Source organism: Rothia sp. P5764 (assembly GCF_048512965.1).
Taxonomy (GTDB): Bacteria; Actinomycetota; Actinomycetes; order Actinomycetales; family Micrococcaceae; genus Rothia.
Genome location: NZ_JBLXXQ010000003.1, coordinates 79,658 through 104,292, shown reverse-complemented (window position 1 = coordinate 104,292; position 24,635 = coordinate 79,658). Strand labels below are relative to the sequence as shown.

The following is a 24,635-nucleotide window of genomic DNA, read 5'->3' as shown; positions in this document are numbered from 1 at the left end:
CCATCAGTTTCTAGCCCTCCACCCGAATCACGGAGCAGATTTCGCGGACCGTATCCAGGGAATCAACAACGGCCATGGTCTTGCCAAGGTTGGCATCGGTCGCGCGGTGGGTCACAATACGGATGGTCGCGCTGCTACCGTCGCCGGTTCCCTTAACCTGACGCATGGTTTCGATTGAGACACCGTGCTCAGCAAAGATACGAGCAATGTTTGACAGAACGCCCAGCTTATCCTCTACCACAATGCCCACAGAGTAACGAGAAATGACCTGGCTCATGCTGGTTGCCTTGAGCTGAGCAAAGGAAGAATCCGGGATGCCGGGGCCGCCCAGAACCAGGCGGCGGGCCAGGGAGACAAAGTCGCCCAGCACAGCCGAAGCGGTAGGAGCACCACCAGCACCGGGGCCGTAGAACATGAGCTCGCCGGCGTTTTCAGCCTGGACAAAGACCGCGTTATAGGCACCGCGAACACTGGCCAGCGGGTGGGTTCGGGGAACCAGAGTGGGATTAACACGAATGTTCACGCCTTCCCCGTCCTTCTCGCACACTGCCAGGAGTTTGATGACGTAGCCATCGGCGGCAGCGGCCTGAACCTCTTCGGCACTGACGGAGGTAATACCCTCACAGTGCACATCGTCAATGGTGAAATCTGAGTGAAAAGCAAGAGAGGCAACGATAGCGGCCTTGGACGCGGCGTCGTGGCCCTCTATATCGGCGGTGGGGTCAGCCTCGGCGTAACCCAGGCGCTGGGCCTCAGCCAGTGCATCAGCAAACTGGGCACCGGTGGTATCCATCTGATCCAGGATGTAGTTGGTGGTGCCGTTCATGATACCCAGTACCCGGCTAATCTGATCACCAGCCAGGGAGTCACGCAGGGGGCGCAGAATGGGGATAGCGCCGGCAACAGCGGCCTCGTAGGAGAGCTGGGCGCCGCTCTGAGCGGCGGCAGCGGTAAGTTCGACACCGTGCTTAGCTAGCAGAGCCTTGTTACCCGAGACAACCGACTTGCCAGCGGCCAGTGCACGCAGAATACGAGTGCGGGCTGGCTCAATACCACCGGTCAGCTCAATAACCACATCGGCGGCATCAATCAGGCCTTCTGCATCGGTGGTGTAAAGGGATGGGTCAGCCGTATAGTGCCGGGTAGCCTTCGTATCGCGCACAGCGATACCGATGAGCTGAACATCGGCACCGATTCTGTCCCGGAGGGCGGTGGCGTCCTCGGTGAGCATACGAGCTACCTGAGAGCCGACGTTACCGGCACCTAGTAGCGCTACTTTGATGGTGGTGGTCTTACCCAATGGCATCTCCTGACGGTTTTGGGGTAAAGGGGGGGGGCAGCGCACCATGCTATCCAAGGCGCACTGTATTTATGCGGCGGGTCCAGCTTCCATTCTTTCAGTATGACTGAGCCTGCCATACCGTGTCGTCCATATTACGATCAGTGGCACAGCATGGCAGGCTCCTGCTGAGGGCTTAGACCAGGCCCAGGTCGCGGGCCAACATATCCTCTTCGGTTTCCCGGCGAACGATGGCTCGGGCAGGCTTACCCTGGCTAGTTGCCACCACCGGCGGGCGGGTGAGGTAGTTGTAGTTCGAGCTCATCACGTGGTTGTAGGCACCTGTTGCGGGGACCGCTAGAACATCACCAGCGGTGAGGTCGGCAGGCAGGTAACAATAACGAATTACGATGTCACCGGATTCGCAGTGCTTACCCACCACGCGGCTTAGTAGCTGCTCCCCTGCCGGAGCACGGTTAGCCAGGGTCACTGCGTAGTCCGACTCGTAAAGAACCGGGCGGGGGTTATCGCTCATACCACCGTCAACCGAGACGTAGCGGCGCACGCGGGTGTCACCGTTTTCGTCCTCGATAGAAACGTTTTTGATGGTGCCCACCGTGTAGAGGGTGATACCGGAGGGGCCGGAGATAGAGCGTCCGGGTTCAAAGGAGAGATGCGGGATATCCATACCAACAGCCCGGCAGGTTGAGGCAACCATAGCGGCCAGCTCCCGCGCAATTTCTGCCGAACCGCGCGGGGTGTCCTGCTCGGTGTAGCCAATGCCGTAGCCACCGCCCAGGTCGATTTCGGGTAGCACCACATCAAAGCGCTCGTTGAGCTGGTGCATGTAGGTCAGCACCTTCTCGGCGGCCTTTCCAAAGCCCTCGGCTTCAAAAATCTGGGAACCGATGTGGCAGTGCAGACCGCGCAGGTCAATGCTCTCACTGGCTAGAGCTAGAGCCGCCGCAAGAGTGGCGTAAGCGTCATCAGCGGTGACACCCAGCTGATCCAATTCTGCCTGGCTCAGCCCAGCCAGGGCGGCGGTGCCGGGTACCAGTGACTGGCCGAATTTCTGGTCCTCGTGTGCTGTGGCAATGAAATCATGGGTGGAGGCGTGAACACCGGGGGTTACCCGGAGCATGACCGGCGCGGTAACACCCAGTTCAGTGGCAACCCGTGCAATAAGCTGAACCTCCGGTACCGAGTCTGCTACTAGGCGGCCCACACCGTAGGTCAGAGCGCGAGCAATCTCGGCTTCTGACTTGTTGTTCCCGTGCAGGGCAATCTTGCCCCCGGCAACACCGGCGCGCATAGCCAAAGCCAGTTCGCCGCCGCTGGCGGTATCCAGGCACAGGCCCTCTTCCTCAGCCCACTTGGCCACGGCGGTTGTCAGGAAGGACTTGCCAGCGTAGTAGACCGACACTTCAGCGCCGTGAGCTTCAAAGGCCTGCTCAAAGGCGGCACGGAATTCGGCGGCACGGGCACGGAAGGTGCTCTCCGAAAAGACGTACTGGGGAGTTCCAAACTCCTCCACCAATGACGAGACAGCGGTGCCGTCTACGGTCAGCTGCCCCTGTGCGTCACGGGCAAAAGAGGGCATCCAGATGACAGGGCTGAGCTCAGCCGGGTTCTGCGGGTAGGTTAGCCATTCAGGCTTATAAAGCGCTACTTGGTGAGCCATGGTTACATCTTCTCCGGAGCGCTCACGCCCAGCAGTCCCAGACCATTGGCCAGAACCTGGCCAGTTGCCTGGTTCAGGAGCAGGCGGGTGCGGTGCAGGTCGGTTATCTCTTCGTCGCCCTTGGGGGCCACGTGGGAGAGGCCATACCAGCGGTGGTAGGTGCCAGCTAGAGCTTCAAGGTAGCGGGCCAGGCGGTGGGGCTCGCGGAACTCCGCGGCCTCTTTGACAGTACCGGCATACTGGCCCAGGGCGGCCAGCAGGGCAGAGTCTGCTTCGGAGTCCAGCAGGGCCAAGTCCACTGAGTCGGTGCTCACCCCGGCGGCCTCGGCATTACGGGTAATAGCGCAGGTGCGGGCGTGGGCGTACTGAACGTAGAACACAGGGTTCTCGTTGGACTGCTTTGTCAGCAGGTCCAGGTCGATATCGATGTTGGAGTCCACCGAGTAGCGGGTCAGCGAGTAGCGGGCCGCATCCACGCCCACAATCTCGACTAAGTCCTCCATGGTCACCACGTTGCCTGCGCGCTTGGACATACGCACAGGCTTGCCGTCCTTGACCAGGTTTACCATCTGGCCAATCATGACCTCGACCATGTCCGGGTTATCGCCCAGCGCGGCGGCGGCGGCCTTGAGACGGGCAACGTAGCCGTGGTGGTCAGCGCCCAGCATGTAAATAGCTAGGTCAGCCGGGTCAACAGGGCGCTTGGTTTTGTCCTGGAAGTAGGCGATATCCCCGGCAATGTAGGCGGCGTTGCCGTCGGATTTGATGACCACACGGTCCTTGTCGTCGCCAAAATCGGTGGACTTGAGCCACCAGGCGCCGTCCTTGAAGTAGAGGTTCTCGGACTCCTTAAGCTTTTCAAGGAGTTCATCGACCTTTCCCTCTTCAAAGAGTGAGTTCTCGTGGAAGAAAACGTCAAAATCTACGTGGAACTCGTGCAGGGACTTCTTGATGTCCTCGAACATAAACTCAACGCCGGTAGCGCGGAAGACTTCCTGAGGGTCCGCAGAGGTCAAAGCATCGGGGCGGGCTTCGAGCACGCGGTTGGCAATATCGGTGATGTACTCGCCACCGTAGCCGTCCTCGGGTGCGGCCTCTCCCCTGGCGCGGGCCAGCAGAGAGCGTGCAAAGCGGTCAATCTGGTTACCGTGGTCGTTGAAGTAGTATTCACGCACGACCTTGGCGCCCTGGGACTGGAAGATACGGGCCAGAGAATCGCCCACAGCGGCCCAGCGGGTACCGCCCAGGTGGATGGGGCCGGTGGGGTTAGCCGAAACGAACTCAAGGTTAATGGTCTTACCGGCCAGGGTCTGGTTGGTTCCGTAGGCTTGCCCCTGCTGGAGAATAGTCTGCGCCAGTTCACCGGCGGCGGCGGCATCGAGAATGATGTTTAGGAAGCCGGGGCCTGCGATATCAACAGAGGCAACACCGGGAAGCTGGGTGATTCTGCCCGCAAGGACCTGGGCTACTTCGCGCGGGTTCTTGCCGACCTTCTTAGAGATTTGGAGGGCGATGTTGGTGGCCCAGTCACCGTGGTCACGGTTCTTGGGGCGTTCAATGCGCACAGCGGGTGCGGTTTCACCATCGGTCAGGGTCAGTTCACCGGCAGCTAAGGCTGCTGCGAGCGCGCCGTCAATAGCAAGGGAGAGTTCTTCGGGTGTCATAGGTTCAAGTCTACCCAAAGGCACCACCTAGCCAACCCAGCAAGCAGGTTCTTAGGGTGTGGCCTAGCTCTTATTGGTGTGCTGGGTCAGCCAGTCTATGATGTGTGCCCAGAGGCTGGCGCTGGCGTAGATAGCCGGGTCTGAGTGTTCAGCACCGCCAACCAGGGTGAGTTCGGTGGGGATACCCGCCCCTGCAAGGGCCCGGTGGGCGCGGATTGATTGGTTGGGGGGCACGCAGGTGTCTGAGGTTCCGTGCAGGTAGTAGACCGGTGCGTGGGTTCTTGGCCCGCTCGGGCTGGCGGCGAGGGCATAGTCGATGGGGTGAGCTTTTGCCCAGTTGATAGCGGCCTGGCTACCTGCGGGGGCCGGGTAGGTGGATCCCAAAAGCCGCCATTCTGCGCCGTCGTCTTCGGGGTGGTCCCGGTCAAAGCCCCAGGCCACGCGGTCGTCAAAGATACTGCGCAGGTCGCTGACCCCGTAGATGCTCAGGGCACAGCGAACCCTTGAGTCCGGTTGCCCCTGTGCTTGTGCGGCGGCTAGCGCCGTTGCTGGGATACCTTCAAGGTAGGGTTCTGCCAGGTGGCCGGTTGCGGCGGCTAGCTGAACCAGGTGTCCACCGGCTGAGCCACCGGCTAGGGCGATACGGTCGGGGTCGATGGAAAATTCTGCGGCCTTCTCTTTGAAGTAGCGGATCGAGGTTTTAAGGTCGTTGATTTGGGCGGGAAAGAGTGCTTGGTGGCTGAGCCGGTAGTTGATGGAGGCTGTAGCGAACCCGGCTTCTGCCAGCCCTTGGCGCACTGTGTGCAGGCCCTTATCGGCTTGGGCAAAGCTGGCTTTGTCGCCAAAGCGCCAGGCTCCCCCGTGAACATAGATGAGTAAAGGTGCTGGCTGCCTGTTGGCCCCGGTGCTTGCAGGCGGGTAGAAGTCGTAGGTTTGGGCGGGGTCGCTGGTGCCTGCGTAGTTGCCGCTGGTGACGTTCACGGGTGCCTTTCATCTGCCGGTACTTACCCTCAATACTGTAGCGTTTGCACCTGTCTGCGGGCGTTTAGCCCAGCCCAAGTGTTTCTGATATAGTGGGTGTGGCTTGATGGCCTAACCGCATAAAGGTTTTGGCTGAGAGTTTGTTACCCTGGTAGCTCATGGTGAATGAGGTTTTCCGCCTACAGGCGGATAAGAAATCCGAATGAATCAGCCGAGCTTGCTAGGCTGGTAAACATGGCTTGGTCAAAGAGTCATCATAAGCCCTCGTAGCTCAGTGGATAGAGCACCAGTTTCCGGAGCTGGGTGTCGAAGGTTCGAATCCTTTCGAGGGCACAAAAAGAGAAGGCATGCCAGAATGCGCGAAGCGCTGGCATGCCTTCTCTTTTTGTGCCTGGCGTCAAAATCGTCACCGATGTGGCGATTTTAGCCAGCAATCAGTTCTGCCAGAATGCGCGAAGCGCTGGCAGGCCTTCTCTTTTTGTGCCTGGCGTCAAAATCGTCACCGATGTGGCGATTTTAGCCAGCAATCAGTTCTGCCAGAATGCGCGAAGCGCTGGCATGCTTTCTCTTTTTTGTGGTGGGCATTTATTGTGGCTGGGGCGCTACGATTTCAAGTTCGAAGCCCTGGGTGTTTTCCAGGTAGAGGGCGTAATGTTGTGGCCCACCTGCATGCGGGTAGTTCGGGGCGAAGAGCTCAGACCAGCCGTGCTCAGCCGCCTGATCTCGCAGGCTGTCTAGCTTGTGGGCGCTAGGGCAGGTGAGGGCAAGGTGATTGAGCCCGGCGCGGGTGCGCTGGTGGGCACCAGAAACCTGAGGGGACTGTTCCAGGACAATGTAAGAACCGTCCTGGGCCTGCCAGGACTGCCCTCCCTGCCACTGCTGGTAGGAGCTGAAACCCAGTTGGGTCAGTGCCCAGTCCCAGGAACCGCGCACCTGTTCTAGGTTCTGCGTCCACAGTTCAATGTGGTGAACTGCTACCCCTGTGCTGAAGTCCGGTGCCGGTAGCTGGCGGAGCCGGGCGGCAAGAACAGCATCATAGGTTTGCCCCAGGTACAGGAACTTCTGGCGTTCAATGCCTTCCACGGTAAAGCCTGCATAGCGGGCCACCGCACCAGAAGCTGGGTTGTTGGTCCGGTAACCCAGTTCCAGGCGGCGTAGGTTGGGCGATTCTAAAGTACCCAGCAGTTCAGTAGCTAGCCTTGGGTGCTTTTCTTCTGGCGGATTGTACTGCCCCAGGGCCCAGTCGCAGACCGCCCGCACCGCGCTTTTAAGGATTCCTTTACCTCGAGCCCGGTCGGCAATCCAGTAGTAGACCCAGCCCCTATCCCAGGAACCGTCCTCTTGCTGTGCGCTGTAGGTGATACCGACCAACCCGACGGCCTGCCCATCGTCCAGGCAAAAGACAGCCCGCCCCTGCGCAGGGAGCCACTGCCCTTCAATCAGGTGCTGAGCCTCCTGGAGGGTGCCAGGTAGGGGCATCTGCCTCTCTAAGTCCGTGCTAGTTTCAACCAGCTCAAGAAGGGCGGACGCATCGGTGCTTTGCCACAGTCGAAGTTTCATAGTGCAAGTCTAAACAGTGAAGTTCCGGCCCCGGTGGACTGGGTAGACTAGGTGAGGAAAGATTCTCCCCGCTTATTACGAAAAGAGACCCTGTGACCGAGAACGTCAATACCCCCCATATCGCCCCTCACGGCGCTGAAATTGCTGAAACCATTCTGCTCCCCGGCGACCCCCTGCGCGCCAAGTTCATTGCCGACACCTACCTGCAGAACGTCGTACAGTTCAACACCGTCCGCAACATGTTCGGTTTCACCGGCGACTACAAGGGCTCACGTATCAGCGTCATGGGCACCGGCATGGGTATCCCCTCAGCCAGCCTCTACGCCCACGAACTCATTCACAGCTTCGGGGTCAAGAACCTGATTCGCATCGGCACCTGTGGTGGCCTATCCACCAACCTGGACCTCTTTGACATCGTGGTCGCTTCGGCAGCTTCCACCGACTCCAACTTCCTGCACCACTACAAGCTACCCGGCACCTACGCCCCCACCGCGTCATGGCCCCTGCTCTCAGCCGTAGCTAAGGAAGCTGAAACCCAGAACCTGGCCCTGAACGTGGGCAACGTGCTCTCCTCGGATGTCTTCTACCGCGCAGACCCCAGCGACGCCCAAAAGTGGGCCGACATGGGCGTACTGGCTGTTGAGATGGAAACCGCAGGTATCTACTCGGTCGCCGCCGCTGCCGGGGTGCAGGCCCTCTCGGTTTTCACTGTCTCTGACCACCTCTTCAAGGGTGTAGAGACAACCGCTGATGAACGCCAGACCGCCTTCACCGGAATGATGGAACTGGTCCTGCCGGTGGCCGCCAGCCTCTAAAGATCTCTGCTGATAGGTGCGCCCCGCTCCCCTGCCAAGAAGCAGGAGGGCGGGGCGCTGCGTCTTTCACAGGGCTTCAGCTCTCCTGGGTGCAAAGACAGGCAGCCCCTAACAGGTATCTCTGGCTATTTTGAGCCAGAGAACTAGCTGGCTTCACGCGTCTAGAGAAACCCGCCCACGGGCACAGCTTCTAGCCCTAAAATGGTAGGCAGTATGTCTACTTCATCGCCCTCACCCCGTCCCCCCGCCCAGCCGCTCTCAGCCATTGCCGCCGCTATGCACGCCGCAAAGACGCGCACCGCACAGCCAGAAGCCACCGGCAATCAGCACACCCGCGGGTCAGAACAGCCTGGCCAGCCCGCACAGGGTAGGAGCCGCAACCAAGGCCGCACCCGCCGCCCGCAAGCTACCGGACAGCGTAAGAAGTCACCCAGAAACAAGACCACCGAACCACAGCAAGAGGGCAACCAGAAACAGAACCCCAGAAGCTCACGCTCTGGCAACCGGGATAGAGCTCAAGGCACCCGCCGCCCCTATACCCCACTCATTCCTGACACCATCAGCTACCCTGAAGCTCTACCCGTCTCTGCCCGCAGGGACGACATCATGGCCGCTATCCGCGAGAACCAGGTCACTATCGTGGCCGGTGAAACCGGCTCCGGTAAGACCACCCAGCTACCCAAAATGCTTCTGGAACTTGGGCTAGCCCAAAAGGGCATGATTGGTCATACCCAGCCCCGCCGTCTTGCCGCCCGTTCGGTTGCTGAACGTATTGCCCAAGAGCTGGGTCAAAAAATCGGGCAGACCGTGGGCTACCAGGTGCGCTTCACCTCCGAGGTCGGTGAGAGCTCAGCCATTAAACTCATGACCGACGGTATTCTGCTGGCTGAGATTCAGAACGACCCGCTCCTGAAAAACTACTCGGCAATCATCATTGACGAGGCGCACGAGCGCAGTCTCAATATCGACTTCATTCTGGGCTACCTCAAACGGATTATGTCCCAACGCCCAGACCTCAAAATTGTTATTACCTCAGCGACCATTGACCCCGAGCGTTTTGCCCGCCACTTCTCCCCCAGCTTTGTGCCCGGTGTGGGAATCATCGATGATTCGCCAACCGATAAGGAAGGGGAAATCGCCGAGGCAGCCCTACCCGATGACGCCCCGCCCATTATCGAAGTCTCTGGCCGTACTTTCCCGGTGGAGATTCGTTACCGCCCGCTGAGTGAACCCCGCACCGGTGACGGCGGCGAGGACGCCGACGATGCAGGCGACGGCCTGGAGGACGAGGACCGCGACCCTCTGGACGGCGTACTCGATGCTATCCGTGAACTTTCGGAGGAAGCACCCGGAGATATCCTGATTTTCTTCTCGGGTGAGCGAGAGATTAGGGACGCGGCAGAGGCCATTACCGAGATGGTTCGCACCACCCGCCGTCTGGCTGACTATGAGGTTCTGCCTCTCTTTGCCCGTCTTTCGATGGCTGAACAGCACCGGGTCTTCAAACCCGGTGGTAGGCCCCGCATTGTGCTGGCAACCAACGTCGCTGAAACCTCTCTGACGGTGCCGGGTATCAAGTATGTGATTGATACGGGGACAGCCCGTATTTCCCGTTATTCATCCCGGACCAAGGTTCAGCGCCTACCCATTGAGCGTATTTCTCAGGCCAGCGCCAACCAGCGGTCAGGTCGCTGTGGCCGTGTGTCGGACGGTATCGCTATCCGCCTCTATTCGGAGGAGGATTTTGCCTCACGCGCTGAATTCACTGACCCCGAGATTCTCCGTACTAATCTAGCCGCTGTTATCCTACAGATGACCGCCATCGGTGTGGTGCGTTCCCCGTCCGATATTGAGAAGTTCCCCTTTGTTCAGCCCCCGGAGACCCGGGCTATTAACGACGGTCTGAACCTGCTGCGGGAGCTAGGGGCGCTGAGCGCAGCCAAGCACCAGCCGCGTCAGCTCCGCAAGCCCACCAGCCCGCTCACAGCAGCAGGCCGTGCAATGGCGGCGCTACCGGTAGACCCGCGTCTGGCCCGCATGATTGTTGAGGGCGCCAAGCGCGGTGTTGCCAAGGAAATTATGGTTCTGGCGGCGGCGCTGACCATTCAGGACCCCCGCGAACGCCCGGCTGAGCACCGGGGCGAGGCCGATGCCTTGCACGCCCGTTTCAAGGACGATAAGTCTGACTTCACCAGCTTCTTGCTCCTGTGGCAGTTCATCCATGAGAAGCAGTCCGAGCTGTCTTCAAGCCAGTTCAGGAAGATGTGCCACCGGGAGTACCTGAATTTCTTGCGGATTCGTGAGTGGCAGGATCTTTTTACTCAGCTCCGCGAGATTGGCCGGTCTGCCGGTATCACGGTTGAGGGTGGGCGCCATATTGACCCTGCGGCCCACGAAACTGAGGTGCACAAGTCGCTCTTGACCGGCCTGCTCTCCCACATTGGTATGCAGGACGAAACTAACCGGCACGAGTACCGTGGTGCACGCGGTAGCCGGTTCGCTATTTTTCCTGGCTCTGCTCTCTTTAAGAAGAACCCCGTCTGGCTGGTGTCTGCTGAACTGGTAGAAACCTCACGCCTATGGGCGCGGGTGAACGCTCAGATTGAGCCGGAGTGGGTGGAAGAGCTGGGTGGTCCCCTGCTCAAACGCCAGTATTCTGACCCTCATTGGTCTTCGCGCCAGGGGTCCGTGCTGGCCCATGAGAAGGTCACTTTGCTGGGTCTGCCGGTTATTGCTGATCGCCGGGTGCAGTACTGGCGGGTTGATCCGGAGGCAGCTCGTGAAATTTTTATCCGTTCTGCCCTGGTGGAAGGGGACTGGTCTACCCGGCACCGCTTCTTTGCGCGCAACCAGAAGGCCCTGGCTGAGGTTGAAGAGCTGGAAGCCCGCCTGCGCAGGCGTGATTTGCGGGTTGATGACCAGGTTCTCTTTGACTTCTACGATGCCCGTATTCCTGACCATGTTGTCTCCGAACGGCACTTTGACCGTTGGTGGTCCCAGGAGCGCAAGGTCAATGAGCACCTGCTGGATTTCAGCCCAGAGAACCTGATTGATGAGCAGGCAGGTGACTATGATGAGTCGCTCTTCCCCCGCACCTGGGTTGCCCGCACCTCTGGTGGGGAGCTTGATCTGGACTTACGCTATGAGTATGCCCCCACCGTGTCTATTGGCGGGGTACGTTCTTCTGCCGCCCAGACGGACGGTATTGCGGTTCAGGTTCCGGTGCTTTTCTTGGGGCAGCTAGATCCGGCTCCTTTTGAGTGGCTGATTCCTGGCCTGCGCCAGGAGCTGGTAACCGCCCTGATTAAGTCCCTACCCAAGCAGATTCGTAAGAATTTTGTGCCTGCCCCCGATGTCGCCCGCCAGGCGGTAGAGAAGCTGACTGCTGATTTTTCGCCGGCTGAGGATTCGCTGACCGATTCGCTGGCCCTGGTTCTGCGCCGTCTGCGCGGACATGTGGTGGACCCGGCTGAGTTTAGCTGGGAGTCTGTTCCGGAGCACCTGCGTTTTTCCTTCCAGGTGCGCGATCACCGCAACAAGATTCTGGGTGAGAGCAAGGATCTCGCCAGCCTGCAGGCCAGTCTGCACGCCGAGATCCGTTCGGCTCTGGCGGCTTCTTTGGGAGCTTCCCCGGAGGCCATGAATCGGATGCAGGCTATGGCTCAGGGTGCTGTAGCTTCGGGCTCTAAGGCTTCGGGCAGGAGCGGTGGCTCCTGCCCGGGCCAGCCATCCCAGCTTGGTAAGGGCCCAGTTCAGGGCGCTGCACCCGCTGGCGGGCAGGCCGCTACCGCTCCAGCTGCCGGTGCTGTACGTGAGGTATCGGGCCTGACGGACTGGCCTGCCCAGGATTTGCCCCGTAAGGTAGAGCGCGTCATCGCCACCCAAAAGGTTGCTGGCTACCCGGCTCTGGTCGATGAGGGTTCCTCTGTTGCTGTGCGTATTTTCCCCTCCGAGGCCGAGGCCGTCCGTGCCCAGCGTTCCGGTGTTATCCGCCTGCTCAAACTCAATACTCCCTCCCCTGAGCGGTATGTATCTGAGCACCTGAATAATCGGGAGAAGATGGTCTTTACCCAGAACCCGCACGGCTCTGTTGATTCACTCATTAGCGACTGCACCGTAGCGGCCATTGACCAACTCACCCCGGAGATCCCGCCCTTCACCCGGGCCGAGTACACCGAGCTTTTTAACAGTGTGCGCGCTGATTTGATTGATACGGTTTTTACCATCACCAAGCTGGTGGCCGATATTCTTACCCAGGCAACCGCTGTTCAGAAGCTCATGAAAAAGAGCACCTCGCTGGCTGTTATTCACGCTATAGGCGATATGAAAGCCCAGTTGGAGAACCTGATTTACCCGGGTTTTGTGGCCGCTACCGGCGCGGCTCAACTGCACCACCTACCGCGCTACCTCAAAGCCATGATTAAACGTATGGAGAAGCTGGGGCCAAACATCAACCGGGATAATCAGCTCATGCTGGCTGTTCAGGAGCTAGAGGATTCCTACGATAAGGCTCTTGAGTCTCTGCCTGCCGGGGTTTCCCCTAGCCCCGAGTTGGAGGCTGTGAGCTGGATGATTGAGGAACTGCGGGTCAGCTTCTTTGCCCAGGAGTTGGGGACCGCCTACACGGTCAGTGAGAAGCGCATTGGCAAGGCCCTGCGCCAGGCAATTGAAGCCATGAAAGCATCTTAGCCTGCCTGATCGGGGGTGAAAATATCCTCGATTTGACAGCTAAAGGCAGCGGCCAGCTGGAAGGCTAGGGGCAGGGAAGGGTCAAAACGGCCCTTTTCGATGCTGATAATGGTCTGCCGGGAAACTCCCAGCCGGTCCGCTAGCTCCTGCTGGGAGTAGCCGCGTTCTGCCCGCAGTTCTTTGAGACGGTTCTGCACGGGCTAGACACCCCTGCGCTTATAGACCAAGTAGTTTGCCAGGAAGATGAGCATTGCTAAGACTGTGGTGGCAGTGAGCACTAGGGAGGCGGGCGCGTCCCAGCCGAAGGTTGAAAAGGCTCCGACACCCAGGCCCATGATGGCAATCATCCAGTAAAAGGTGTTTTCTGCCGCCTTGGCATACCAGTGACTTTCAACGCTGGCTTCTGGGTTACGGACCGCCCCTTTGAGGGTTGAACGGTCTACCAGTAGAGCCTGGGCTCAACACCTTACGCAAACCCCGCCGTGACCTACCTGCCACAGCTCGTGCCCTTAGCTGGTGACAAACTCCCCGTAGCCCAGCTCGGTCAGGGCCGCGCGCAGTTTCTCAGCCGCCTCGTCCATAAGTGCGGGGTCAGGGTTACGGTTGGCCTGTTCAAAGGTAAACTCACTCTGATCAAGAGCTGGCCACACGTGCAGGTGGGTATGAGGTACGTCGAAACCGGCAATCATCATGCCGACCCTAGTCGGGTCAAAGGCCTTTACCAAGCCGCGAGAAACCTTATGAGCCACAGCGAAGAGGTGGGCGCTCAGTTGCTCGGGTAAGTCAACCCAGTGGTCAATCTCCAGGCGGGGAACCACCAGGGTATGCCCGTACTGGAAAGGCTCAATGGTAAAGAAAGCAAGGCAGTGCTCGTCTTCCCAGATGAGACGGCCGGGAATCTCGCGGTTAATAATCTTAGTAAAAATGGTGCTCATAGCCACTCCCCTAGTTATTCTCTAGATCAACGGTGGTACCCGGTGCCAGGTACTCAAACTCTGTACCGTACTTCTTACCAAAGTTGGTTGCGTGCCCCACAATCATGTTCCTTCCCGTCTCTGCCAGCAGGGAGTCATGAATCTGATAAGCCTTCCGCGCCCGCACCGCAATAATAAAGTCGATGACTTCCTGGATTTTGTTCCAAGGGGCGTGAATGGGTACCAGCAGGGTTTTGACCTCGATACCGTCAGGGACCACAAAGGAATCGCCAGGGTGGAAGAGGTTATCATCAATCAGGTAGCCCACGTTGTCGATAGTCGGCAGGAGCGGGTGAATAACCGCGTGATTACCGCCAAAGGTTTTGATGTTAAAACCGGAGAGGGTCAGCTGTCCATCTGCTTCTACGGCCAGAGCCTGAGCCTGGGGTAGCTCTTTGAGGACCGCCTGAACCACAGCGGCAGGGGCGTGCAGGGTAGTCTGCGGGTTCTCTTTTAAGAAAGTCAGTACCCTACCCTCATCGAAGTGGTCGGGGTGTATATGGGTGATCAGAACATGGTCAGCGCCATCTAGGGCCTGCTCAACTTCCGAGAAGTTGCCGGGATCCAGCACCAGCACGGCGCCGTCTTTTTCTAAACGAAGGCAGGAGTGGGTGTATTTAGTAAGTTTCATACCTCCAACCCTAGTATCTCGGTCTACCCGATACCAGTACCAGGGAGCACACCGAGCAAGCGGCGACCTAAGCCCTGCCGGTTCGCTCTATCGTGTACAGTAAGGCAAAGAAAAACAGACCTGGACCCCACGAGGATGCTTTCATGGCGACCCAACCGGCATCGGCTACTACCAAACCTATAGAAATTAGAAACACCAAACAGCGTCGCGCTGTAACCGCAACCCTTGAAACGCTTGAGGATTTCATCTCGGCGCAGGATCTGCACCAGCTCATGCTCTCACGCGGCGAGAAGGTTTCCCTGGCGACGATTTACCGTCTCTTGCAGTCCATGGTGAACGCCGGTGAGGTCGAAACCCTCAAAACCGAAGAGGGCGAGGCCATTTACCGCCAGTGCGGCCTTGAGCACCACCATCACCATATTCTCTGCCGGTCCTGCGGGGCGGCCCAGGAGTTTGAGATTCCTGAGCTTGAAGAGCTAGTTCACGCTATTGCCGGTCAGCACGGCTACACCCAGGTCAGCCACGTCATTGAGATTACGGGCCTCTGCGCTACCTGCGCAGCTGAGGGCCGGTAAGCGACCCAGCGGCCAGGCTACCAACTGGCTCGGGTCTGGCGTTCGGCGAGATTGGCAAGCGCATCCACAGCCCGGCTTAGCACCCGGTGTGCCAACTGGCTCGGGTCTGGCGTTCGGGGAGGTTGGCACACCGGGTGCTAAGCGAACGTAATGGCTTATACAGCTATTTCTCCAGCCCAGGCTCACTGCGCTTGCGGCCCGATGCTGAGTAGCGCTGGCGTACTGCCCGAATACCGCGGCACATGACAAAGATAAGAAAAGACAGCGTGGTGACGTAGGGGCTGATAGGGAGTGAGCCTGCTAGTGCCAGCAGGATTCCGCCTACCATGGCGACCTCAGCAAAGAGTACCGATAGGATGAGCGCCCGCAGGGGTGAAGCTGTAACCTGAAGGGCTGAGGCAGCCGGGGTGATAAGCAGGGCTAGCACCAGGAGCGACCCCACCACCTGAACCGATAGCGCAGTGGCGATACCGAGCACCACCATAAAAGCGACAGAGAGCAAGCGTAGCGGCAGGCCTTTAGCCTGCGCAACCACCGGGTCCAATGAGGCAAACATCAGAGGCCGCCACATGAGCGCTAGAGCCGTAATGATAACTGCCCCACCAACTACCATAGAGGTAAGCTGGGCCGAATCAACCGCCACAATCTGACCGGTCAGCAGAGAGAACTTGTTGGCCGAGCGTCCCGAGTAGAGGGATAAGAAGAGAATACCCAGACCCAGCCCAAAGGGCATGAGCGCCCCAATGATGGAGTCGTTCTCATGCACCTTGGCACCCATCAGGGCAATTATGAGGGCCGAGAAGATCGACCCTATCAGCGAGCCGGTGACCACGTTGTAGCCCAGGAGCAAAAAGAGCGCCGCACCAGCGAAAGACATCTCAGCAATAGCGTGAACGGCAAAGGCATGGCGGCGGAGCATGACGAAGAGTCCAACGAACCCACCAATAAGGCCCAAAACTGCACCGGCGATAATGGACTGGCTCAGGAGCTCTAGGAGCTCACCGTAGCGGTCAAAGACAAAAACTTTGCTCCAAAAGTCAGCTAGGCTCATCCTTGTTCTCCCCGGGTGGCAGGTAGGTGTAGAAGCGGATCATCTGTTTCTAGGGCGCAGTGGTCCTCGCGGTACTCCCCGCCCACCACCACATAGCGCCCCTTGGTGTGAATAACGGAGACGGGGGTTTGGTAGAGATCAGTGAGCACCTCTGAGCGCATGACCTGGGGTACTGTACCGACAGTAAAGCGTCCACCGGCTAGGTAGAGCACCCGATCCACATGATCGATGATGGGGTTGATTTCGTGGGTTACGAAGACCACGGTAGCCCCATTTTCACGGTTGTAACGGTGGATCAAATCCGAAACCGCATACTGGTGGTTAAGGTCAAGGGAGAGCAGGGCCTCATCTGCCAGGATAATAGCTGGGTCGTTGGCTAGGGCCTGGGCGATGCGTAGGCGCTGCTGTTCCCCGCCGGAGAGTAAACCCACCGGAACATTGGCGTAGTCTTGTGCGCCGACGGCTTCTAGCAGACTATCAACCTTGGCCCGGTAGTCCCGGTTTTTGAAGCGAAAGCCCCAGCGGTGTCCGTCCACCCCTAAACCTACAAAGTCCCGAGCGCGCAGAGGCAATTCGGTCCCCAAGGCTTTTTGTTGGGGGATGTAGCCTAGGGCCGGGTTCCCCAGACCCGCTGCAGCGCCCAAGACGGCAATCTTACCTTGGCTAAGCTGGGTCAGGCCCAGAATAACCTTGATAAAGGTTGATTTACCTGAGCCGTTGGGGCCGAGTACCGCAAAGTATTCGCCGCGTTCTACAGAGAGGCTAAGGTCCTTCCAGAGGGTGCGGTGCCCAAAGGACAGCCCACCCCCGGTAATCTCTATAGCGGGGGCGAGCTGGGGGGAAGAATCTGACATAGCTCCTATGCAACTGCCTTTTCGAGGTTGTCGATATTCTGGTTCATCCACTCAATGTAACCGGTGTTTTCGGGAAGGGTCTCGGTGAACGAGACGCTGGGTACATCTTTGTTTTGGGCGTAACTAAAGATTTCAGCAGTTTGTGCGGTCTGGGTTTGTTCGTTGAAGGCAAGCAGGTCAATCTTCCCGGCGCCGAGAAGATCTTTGGCTTCCTGCAGGGTCAGCGGGGCGATGTCGCTTTCACTGTCTACCGCCGCTGTTAGGTCTGCCGGGGTGGCATCCGTGAAACCTGCGTCTTGGAGTAAGTAGCCGGAGACGGGCTCAGTGGCAAGATAGGTGCGTTTCTTGCTGTCTACGGCTTTGAGGCGGGTGATGAGCTCATCCAGGCGGGTCGAGAAGTCACGCGCGGCGCTGCGGTAGGTATCGGCCTGGTCGGGATCGAGTTCCGCCAGGTCAGCTGCCACCTGGTCGGCAACCTTTTTCATGGTGTCCAGGTCATACCAGACATGCTCGTTGTAGGCGTGGTGGTCGTGGCCCTCATGATCGTGACCCTCATGGTGATGATCCGTATCTGCCTCCCCGTGGTGCTCTTCTTGCATATGAGCCAGGTCATCTGCGCTAAAGAGCCCAGAAACTTCAACGGCATTGACGATCTTCTGGCCGGGGTTATCGTTTCCAGCCAGATCGGTTAGAAAGGCATCGTAGCCTCCCCCGTTAACAACTACTATATCCGCGTCCTTGACAGCCAGACGATCCTGGCTGGTTGCCTCGTAAGAGTGGGGATCTACAGCCGTTGAGGCGATCAGCGGGGTGGCTTCCACTCGTTCACCACCGATTTCTTTAACCAGGTCAGCATAAACATCGGTGGTAGCCACTACTTTGATTGCGCCTTGATCAGGTGCGGCGCTGTTGGAGCTTTGCTGGCCGCAAGCCGAAAGGCCAAGCACCGAGAGCATCAACAAGGAGGTAGCGGGGAGGATTTTTTTCACGATATATCTTTCTAGCCAGGTTCAGGTTTTCGTTTTATTAGCCTACCCCCTTTTGCGAACCGTTCGCAAATAATATCAATGTGCTTCCTCCCACCGACCAAACAGAGAACCGCCGCCCCTCCCCTAGACGGGAGGGGCGGCGGTTGACTCAATAACCCTGTAGGATGTCGGGGCTTGCCTTAGGGCTCAGAGGTAAAGCGGGCTGCGGCCTCCTGGCGGCGCCGCACATGCTCCTGGGTGGTGTCCTTAATTTCACCCACCAGCTCCTCCAAAATATCTTCCAGGAAGAGCACGCCCACGCTCTGACCCTTACCATCGACCACGTGCGAAACGTGGGCGCGGTTGCGCTGCATGACTGCGAGCGCGTCATCAATCTCAGTTTCGGGTTTGACAACAGACATCTGGCGGAGCTTGCCCCAGGCAATGGGCTGGTCCATTCGCTCAGCCTCGTAGACCAGAGCGTCTTTAATGTGCAGGTAGCCCATGTAGGTCCCGCCTTCACGGTCTTCCATGACGAAGCGGGAGTAGCCGGTATGGGCCACCGCCTTTTCTAGTTCCGCCGGAGTGCAGGGAAAGACCATGGTGATGAGCTTGTCACCGGGCACCATAATGTCAGCTACCGTTTTTGTACTGAATTCCAGTGCCCCTGAGAGTACTCCTGAGCCGTCGTCGACGGTGCCTTCAGCCGTGGACTGGGCCACGATGTTCTGTAGCTCATCCAGGGTAAAGGTGGAGGCGACTTCGGCTTTAGGCTCCACTTTCATCAGCCGCAGCGTGTGGTCGGCAATCCAATTGAGCAGACTGACGATTGGTTTGAGCAGTCGGGAGATCGTAACCAGCGGCGGAGCGATCCACAGGGCTACGCCCCGAGCCGCCAGAGAGACTGCCATATTCTTGGGCACCATTTCACCTAGAATAACGTGTAGGTAGGTGACCAGGATCAGGGCGAAGGCAAAGCCCACGGCGCTGGCTACGGAGTAGGGAATGCCCCAGCTTTCCAGGGGTGCCGATACCAGGTGGTGCAGGGCAGGTTCCGATACGTTCAGAATCAGCAGAGAGCAGATAGTGATGCCCAGCTGGCAGGTAGCCAGCATAAGCGAAACGTTCTCCAGGGCGTACAAGACCGTGATAGCTCGCTTATTGCCGGTTTCGGCCAGAGGCTCCACCTGCGAACGGCGGGTAGACATAACCGCAAACTCACCGGCCACGAAGAAAGCATTACCGGCCAGCAAAACAAACAGAAGCGAGATAGCGACCCAGTCACTCATCGGCGGGCCTCCTTAGCGGTAGCGGGCTGAACCTCAGGGGTGGCGGGGGTATCGTGCACATAGCGGATTCGGTCCACGCGGCGCTGTTCCATCTTCTCTACCCGCAGGTATCCGCCCTCAAGGGGCACCACGTCCCCGGTCTCAGGAACCCTGCCCAGGCGGTCCATCATAAAGCCACCCATGGTTTCGTAGGCGGGGTCGTCCTCGATTTCAAGGACCTGGATGTAGTCGTTGACCTCATCGGGGCGCAGAAGGCCGGGGAAGATGTAATCGCCGTTGCCTACGCGCAGGGGGCGTTCGTCCGGGGAATGGACGTCATGCTCATCGGAAACTTCGCCCACAATTTCTTCGACCAGGTCTTCCAAGGTGGTGATACCGGCGGTTCCGCCGTATTCATCGAGCACCACGGCCAGTTGAAGAGCGCCTTCGCGAAGCTGAATCAGCAGGGAGTCGAGGTGCACGGTTTCGGGCACCTGAAGCACATCTTCCATGAGAATACCGGCCTCAAGGGTTTCTCGCTTATCTAGGGGTAGGCCGACGGCTTTCTTGACGTGGACAACACCCACGATGTTGTCCTGATCTTCACGGTAGAGGGGGAAACGGGAGTGCCCGGTGGTACGAGCTAGCTCGATAACGTCGCTGACCGGGGAGGTGTCTTCGAGCATGATGACCTTGCGGCGAGGGGTCATGACGTCGGCGGCGGTCAGCTCCGCAAAGGAAAGAGTGCGGTCAAGGAAGCGCGCGGTGTCTGAGTCCAGGGTACCCAGGTCAGCGGAGCGGCGGACCATAGAGGATAACTCCTCGGGCGAGCGCGCGGCAGACAGTTCTTCCTTGGCTTCCATGCCGAAGCGGTGCAGAATCCAGTTGGCGGATCCGTTGGCGGTTCGGACGATGGGGCCCATGACCTTGGTAAACAGCAGCTGGAGCGGTGCCAGGGAACGGGCGACTCGGTAGGGTTCAGCAATTGCCAGATTCTTAGGGACCAGCTCACCAATGATCATGGAGAGCAGGGTGGCTATACCCATAGAGAAAATGAGGGTCAGGGCTGAAGCGACGCCGGTGCTCAGCCCCCAGGAGGCAATGGTGTCACCAGCCAGAGCGTTAATACTGCTATCGAGTGTGTAGCCGGTAAGCAGGGTGGTGATAGTGATACCTAGCTGGCAGCTTGAGAGCTGGGTGGAGAGGGATTTGAGACAAGACATGACTTGCCTGCCCCGCTTGTCCCCTCGGTCAATCTCTTGCTGGACCTTGGACTGGTCGAGAGCTACCAGAGAGAACTCCACGGCCACGAAGAAGCCGGTCCCCAGAATAAGGAGGAAGCCAACTATGAGCAGGAGCCATTCCATTTAGCTATTCACCGCCCCGTTAGCAAAGGTTGGCACTAGGGCAAGTGCGGGAGCATCATGTCGATATGTTACGGGGCTCTTGCCCAGGTGTATGTTAGAAAGCTGCTGAGTGCAGCGACAACTAGAAGGGTCTTCCATAGTCGCCCATTCTAGCGAAAACTCAAGAGAGGCGCGCGGTTGCTTTCACCGGGTGCGAAATTGTAAGGGGCAGCTGTCTCATTCTTTAGAAAGAAGCATAGGGCACTGGCCCATCACATGAACCAACATAGTCCCACACAAGACCATCTATTGACGCATGTTCCCCGTGGCTTAATGTCGCTTTATCAGCTAAGTACACAGCCCTAGCCAGTGGGGTATGAGCTTTACCCCCACCAGAGGTTGACCCTTTACTGGCTCTTTGCCCGGTGGGGCGTGTTGGACGTATGCCCTGAACACTCCTAAACTAGACAAAGATATGCAATACATCACGCGCCCAAGGGTGTGCGCGATGAACCATTCAGCCCGGCGCCCAAGAACCTTGCGGTGCCCAATGACCATACGAGATGGAAGAGGCGTTAGACAGTGCCAAACCAGCCAGAACATACTGTGCCTGAAGAATTTGCGGGCAACGAGTGGCTCGTTGAAGAACTCTTTGAGAAGTTTGAGGCAGACCGCAGTGCGGTCGATCAGAAGTGGTGGCCCCTCTTCGAACAGTGGGTAGGCAAAGGTGCCCCCACAGCTAATGCAACTCCCGCCAAGGCACCGGTCACCCAGCAGGCAACTTCGCCCCAGCGCTCTACTCAACAACCTGCAGCTCCCCAGCCCGCCGCGACTAGTCCTGCGCCCGCTGTTTCATCACCCCAGGTAACCACCCCAGCTCCTCAGAAAGAAGAACCTGTGAGCACTGCACCCGAAGAAGACCAGATTGTCACCCTCCGTGGCCCTGCCAAAGCAGTTGCCACCAACATGGATCAGTCTCTGAGCGTTCCCACCGCCACCACCGTGCGCGCGGTACCCGCTAAGCTGCTTATCGATAACCGCACAGAGATTAACAGCTACCTGGCTCGCACTCGCGGCGGTAAGGTCTCCTTCACTCACATCATTGGCTACGCCATCATTCGCGCACTGGCAAACTTCCCCTCCATGAACGTGAGCTACGGTGAGGACGCCAAGGGTAAGCCCGCCGCTATTCAGCACGCCCACGTCAATTTTGGTCTGGCTATCGACCTACCTCGCCCTGACGGCTCCCGCAACCTGGTAGTGCCTAATATCAAGGGTGCAGAGTCGCTGTCGTTCTCCGAGTTCTGGCATGCCTACAACGACATCGTTCAGCGCGGCCGCGAAGGCAAGCTCGGTGTAGAGGATTTCCAGGGAACCACCGTCTCACTGACCAACCCCGGCGGCATCGGGACCGTTCACTCCGTGCCACGCCTCTCCAAGGGGCAGGCTGCTATTATCGGTGCCGGTGCCCTTGACTACCCGGCCGAGTACCGTGGCACCTCCGATAAGGTCATTGCCCGCAACGGTGTCTCCAAGATCCTGACCCTGACCTCCACCTATGACCACCGCGTTATCCAGGGTGCCGGTTCTGGTGAGTTCCTCAAGCTGGTGGAGCACTACCTGTTAGGTGGCGACAACTTCTACGACCAGATTTTTGAGGACCTGCGCATCCCCTTTGAGCCCGTCCGCTGGGCCCGCGATAACCAGGTTAACCCCGAGGCTGAGGTCTCCAAGGTCGCGCGCATTCAGCAGCTCATTCACGCTTTCCGTGTACGCGGTCATCTGATTGCCCAGACCAACCCCATCGGCTACCAGATGCTCTCCCACCCGGACCTGCGGCTGGAAAACTACGGGCTCACCCTCTGGGATCTTGACCGCCACTGGCCCACCGGCGGGTTTGGCGATAAGGAATCCTTGCCCCTGCGCACCATTCTGGAACTCCTGCGCGAAGCCTACACCCGTACCCTGGGCGTGGAATACATGCACATTGAGAACCCCCAAGAGCGCCAGTGGTTCCAGGACCGCCTCGAACACGGCTACACCAAGCCTTCCCGTGATGAACAGTTCCGCGTCCTGGGTACTCTGAACGCCGCTGAGGCTTTTGAAACCTTCTTGCAGACCAAGTACCTGGGCCAGAAGCGCTTCTCCCTAGAGGGCGGCGAGTCGCTTATTCCGCTCCTGGACTCGGTCATTTCCGAAGCTGCCGACGCCGGACTTTCGGGCGTTGGCATCGGCATGGCCCACCGTGGCCGCCTGAACGTACTGACCAACATTGCCGGCAAGTCCTACGCACAGATTTTCCGTGAATTTGAGGGCCAGCTTGACCCGCGCCTCACCGGCGGTTCTGGTGACGTTAAATACCACCTGGGTACCGAGGGTGTCTTCACTTCCCACAACGGCAACCAGACCCAGGTCTACCTGGCCGCTAACCCCTCTCACCTTGAAGCGGTCAACACCGTACTTGAGGGAATCGTCCGCGCTAAGCAGGATACCCTCGCTGACCAGGGCATCATCAACTACCCGGTTCTGCCCATTCTGGTTCACGGCGATGCCGCCTTTGCTGGCCAGGGCATCGTTATGGAAACCCTGCAGATGTCCAAGCTGGAGGGTTACACCACCGGCGGTACCGTTCACATTGTGGTCAATAATCAGGTTGGCTTCACCACTACTCCGCGCGATGGTCGTACCGCTACCTACTCCACCGACGTTGCCCGCATGATTCAGGCACCTATCCTGCATGTCAACGCCGATGACCCCGAGGCCGTTGTACGCGCGGGCTCTATCGCTTTTGCCTACCGCCAGGCCTTTAACAAGGATGTCGTTATCGACCTGGTCTGCTACCGCCGCCGCGGCCACAACGAGGCCGATGATCCCTCAATGACTCAGCCCAAGATGTACCAGCAGATTGAGGAGCTCCCCTCAACCCGCAAGATTTACACCGAGGCGCTGGTAGGTCGTGGCGACATCACCCAGGATGAAGCCGAGCGCGCGCTCAAGGACTATCAGAGCCGCCTGGAGCAGATCTTCACCGAAACTCACGAGGCTCAGTCATCCTCTGCTCCCCTGGTCACTGCCGATGCAGCAGCAGTTTCCAACATTGAGCGCCCTGCCGCCCAGCAGAATGAGGACTCCGTTCGTGTTGCCGGTGAAACCGCTATCTCGCCCGAGACCCTGGCCCGTATTGGCCAGGCCTTTGCAGAGGTTCCCCAAGGCTTCACCGTTCACAAGAAGCTCAAGAAGCTCCTGGATCAGCGTGTGAAAATGTCCACCGAGGGCGAGATTAACTGGGGCTTTGGCGAACTTGCTGCCTTTGCCTCCCTGCTCCTTGAAGGCCGCAATGTCCGCCTCACCGGCCAGGATGTCCAGCGTGGCACCTTCGTCCAGCGTCACTCGGTTCTACACGACTCAAGGACCGACCAAGAGTGGAACCCGCTGGCCCACCTCTCCGAGACCCAGGGCAAGTACGCTATCTACAACTCCCTGCTCTCTGAGTACGGTGTCATGGGCTTTGAATACGGCTACTCCGTGGAAAGCCCCGATTCCCTAGTGCTCTGGGAGGCCCAGTTCGGTGACTTCGCCAACGGCGCCCAGACCATTGTGGACGAGTTCATCTCTTCCGCTGAGCAGAAGTGGGCTCAGCGTTCCTCGCTGGTTCTGCTCCTGCCCCACGGCTTTGAGGGCCAGGGCCCGGACCACTCATCAGCCCGTATGGAGCGCTACCTGCAGCTGTGCGCTGAGAACAATATGACTGTTGCGGTTCCCTCTACCCCGGCATCCTACTTCCACCTGCTACGCCGCCAGGCGCACTCACGCCCCCACAAGCCGATGATTGTGATTACCCCCAAGCAGCTCCTGCGTCTGAAGGCCGCAGCTTCGTCGGTAGAGGACTTCACCACCGGTAGCTTCAAGCCCGTGATTGAGGATCAGGCCAATCTGAGCCCGGCCGAGGTCACCCGCCTGGTCTTTGTCTCCGGCCGCCTCTACTACGACCTCGAGGCTGAGCGAGCTAAGCGCAATGACAGGACCACCGCGCTGGTGCGGGTAGAGCAGCTCTACCCGCTCCCTGCCCAGGAGATCAAGGAACAGATTGCGGCCTACCCCAATGCCGAGGTCATCTGGGCTCAGGACGAACCTGCCAACCAGGGCCAGTGGCCCTTCATGGCGGTCAACCTGCTCCCCCAGATTGGCTACAAGATGGCTCTGGTCTCCCGCCCAGCCGCTGCCTCGCCCGCTGCGGGTACCGGCAAGCGCCACCAGCGTGAGCTCGATAACCTCATTTCCGAGGTGTTTGACCGCTAA

At 58.8% G+C, this 24,635-nt stretch carries 18 protein-coding genes and 1 tRNA gene; 5 read left to right on the top strand and 14 right to left on the bottom strand.

Translation table 11 applies throughout. From position 1 onward, the window contains the following. Nucleotides 1-10: 10 nt before the first annotated feature. From ACN08Y_RS05870 to ACN08Y_RS05855, 4 genes are all read right to left on the bottom strand, one after another. The gene (locus ACN08Y_RS05870) at nt 11-1,306 is read right to left on the bottom strand and encodes a homoserine dehydrogenase (protein WP_419104581.1); all 1,296 of its coding nucleotides are present in this window, start codon (nt 1,304-1,306) and stop codon (nt 11-13) included. A 169-nt stretch (nt 1,307-1,475) separates the two neighbouring features. Then, nucleotides 1,476-2,960: a diaminopimelate decarboxylase gene (lysA, locus tag ACN08Y_RS05865; RefSeq protein WP_419112101.1), complete on the bottom strand. Its 1,485-nt coding sequence runs from the start codon at nt 2,958-2,960 to the stop codon at nt 1,476-1,478. 2 nt (nt 2,961-2,962) lie between these two features. Then, entirely contained in the window at nt 2,963-4,624 is a 1,662-nt protein-coding gene (argS, locus tag ACN08Y_RS05860; RefSeq protein ID WP_419112100.1) for an arginine--tRNA ligase, read from the bottom strand. 63 nt (nt 4,625-4,687) lie between these two features. Then, nucleotides 4,688-5,605: an alpha/beta hydrolase fold domain-containing protein gene (locus tag ACN08Y_RS05855; protein WP_419112099.1), complete on the bottom strand. Its 918-nt coding sequence runs from the start codon at nt 5,603-5,605 to the stop codon at nt 4,688-4,690. 260 nt (nt 5,606-5,865) lie between these two features. Between ACN08Y_RS05855 and ACN08Y_RS05850 the strand changes: the two genes are divergently transcribed. Continuing rightward, nucleotides 5,866-5,938, top strand: a tRNA-Arg gene (locus ACN08Y_RS05850). Between the two features lie 252 nt (nt 5,939-6,190). Here the strand turns inward: ACN08Y_RS05850 and ACN08Y_RS05845 are convergent. After that, nucleotides 6,191-7,165, bottom strand: coding sequence for a GNAT family N-acetyltransferase (locus ACN08Y_RS05845; protein ID WP_419112098.1), 975 nt, complete (start codon nt 7,163-7,165; stop codon nt 6,191-6,193). A gap of 92 nt (nt 7,166-7,257) precedes the next feature. On the opposite strand from ACN08Y_RS05845, the gene deoD reads away from it, so the two are divergent. Beyond that, nucleotides 7,258-7,980, top strand: coding sequence for a purine-nucleoside phosphorylase (deoD, locus tag ACN08Y_RS05840; protein ID WP_419112097.1), 723 nt, complete (start codon nt 7,258-7,260; stop codon nt 7,978-7,980). A gap of 213 nt (nt 7,981-8,193) precedes the next feature. After that, a complete protein-coding gene (hrpA, locus tag ACN08Y_RS05835; protein ID WP_419112096.1) occupies nt 8,194-12,669 on the top strand; it encodes an ATP-dependent RNA helicase HrpA in 4,476 nt (1,491 codons plus the stop codon). Here hrpA and ACN08Y_RS05830 read toward each other — a convergent pair. From ACN08Y_RS05830 to ACN08Y_RS05815, 4 genes are all read right to left on the bottom strand, one after another. After that, the gene (locus ACN08Y_RS05830; protein ID WP_419110251.1) at nt 12,666-12,866 is read right to left on the bottom strand and encodes a helix-turn-helix transcriptional regulator; all 201 of its coding nucleotides are present in this window, start codon (nt 12,864-12,866) and stop codon (nt 12,666-12,668) included. The genes hrpA and ACN08Y_RS05830 overlap by 4 nt on opposite strands. 3 nt (nt 12,867-12,869) lie before the next feature. Continuing rightward, the gene (locus ACN08Y_RS05825; RefSeq protein WP_419110250.1) at nt 12,870-13,016 is read right to left on the bottom strand and encodes a hypothetical protein; all 147 of its coding nucleotides are present in this window, start codon (nt 13,014-13,016) and stop codon (nt 12,870-12,872) included. Between the two features lie 162 nt (nt 13,017-13,178). Then, on the bottom strand, nt 13,179-13,604 hold the full coding sequence (locus ACN08Y_RS05820; protein ID WP_419112095.1) for an HIT family protein: 426 nt from the start codon (nt 13,602-13,604) through the stop codon (nt 13,179-13,181). 10 nt (nt 13,605-13,614) lie between these two features. Then, entirely contained in the window at nt 13,615-14,274 is a 660-nt protein-coding gene (locus ACN08Y_RS05815) for an MBL fold metallo-hydrolase (protein WP_419112094.1), read from the bottom strand. Between the two features lie 143 nt (nt 14,275-14,417). Between ACN08Y_RS05815 and ACN08Y_RS05810 the strand changes: the two genes are divergently transcribed. Then, the gene (locus ACN08Y_RS05810; protein ID WP_419104597.1) at nt 14,418-14,849 is read left to right on the top strand and encodes a Fur family transcriptional regulator; all 432 of its coding nucleotides are present in this window, start codon (nt 14,418-14,420) and stop codon (nt 14,847-14,849) included. Between the two features lie 163 nt (nt 14,850-15,012). Here ACN08Y_RS05810 and ACN08Y_RS05805 read toward each other — a convergent pair whose 3' ends face one another. The 5 genes from ACN08Y_RS05805 to ACN08Y_RS05785 all read right to left on the bottom strand — a co-directional run bounded on the left by ACN08Y_RS05805 (nt 15,013) and on the right by ACN08Y_RS05785 (nt 20,357). Continuing rightward, nucleotides 15,013-15,900 (bottom strand): metal ABC transporter permease, encoded by an 888-nt coding sequence (locus ACN08Y_RS05805; RefSeq protein ID WP_419100532.1) that lies wholly within the window; start codon nt 15,898-15,900, stop codon nt 15,013-15,015. Further along, a complete protein-coding gene (locus tag ACN08Y_RS05800) occupies nt 15,897-16,754 on the bottom strand; it encodes a metal ABC transporter ATP-binding protein (RefSeq protein WP_419110247.1) in 858 nt (285 codons plus the stop codon). The genes ACN08Y_RS05805 and ACN08Y_RS05800 overlap by 4 nt, the downstream gene beginning before the upstream one ends. Nucleotides 16,755-16,759: 5 nt before the next feature. After that, nucleotides 16,760-17,743: a metal ABC transporter solute-binding protein, Zn/Mn family gene (locus ACN08Y_RS05795; RefSeq protein ID WP_419112093.1), complete on the bottom strand. Its 984-nt coding sequence runs from the start codon at nt 17,741-17,743 to the stop codon at nt 16,760-16,762. A 179-nt stretch (nt 17,744-17,922) separates the two neighbouring features. Then, complete coding sequence (locus ACN08Y_RS05790) at nt 17,923-19,011, bottom strand: hemolysin family protein (protein WP_419100535.1); 1,089 nt, start codon at nt 19,009-19,011, stop codon at nt 17,923-17,925. Then, nucleotides 19,008-20,357: a hemolysin family protein gene (locus ACN08Y_RS05785; protein WP_419100536.1), complete on the bottom strand. Its 1,350-nt coding sequence runs from the start codon at nt 20,355-20,357 to the stop codon at nt 19,008-19,010. The genes ACN08Y_RS05790 and ACN08Y_RS05785 overlap by 4 nt, the downstream gene beginning before the upstream one ends. Before the next feature lie 561 nt (nt 20,358-20,918). Here ACN08Y_RS05785 and ACN08Y_RS05780 point away from each other — a divergent pair. Continuing rightward, nucleotides 20,919-24,635, top strand: coding sequence for a multifunctional oxoglutarate decarboxylase/oxoglutarate dehydrogenase thiamine pyrophosphate-binding subunit/dihydrolipoyllysine-residue succinyltransferase subunit (locus ACN08Y_RS05780; RefSeq protein WP_419110244.1), 3,717 nt, complete (start codon nt 20,919-20,921; stop codon nt 24,633-24,635).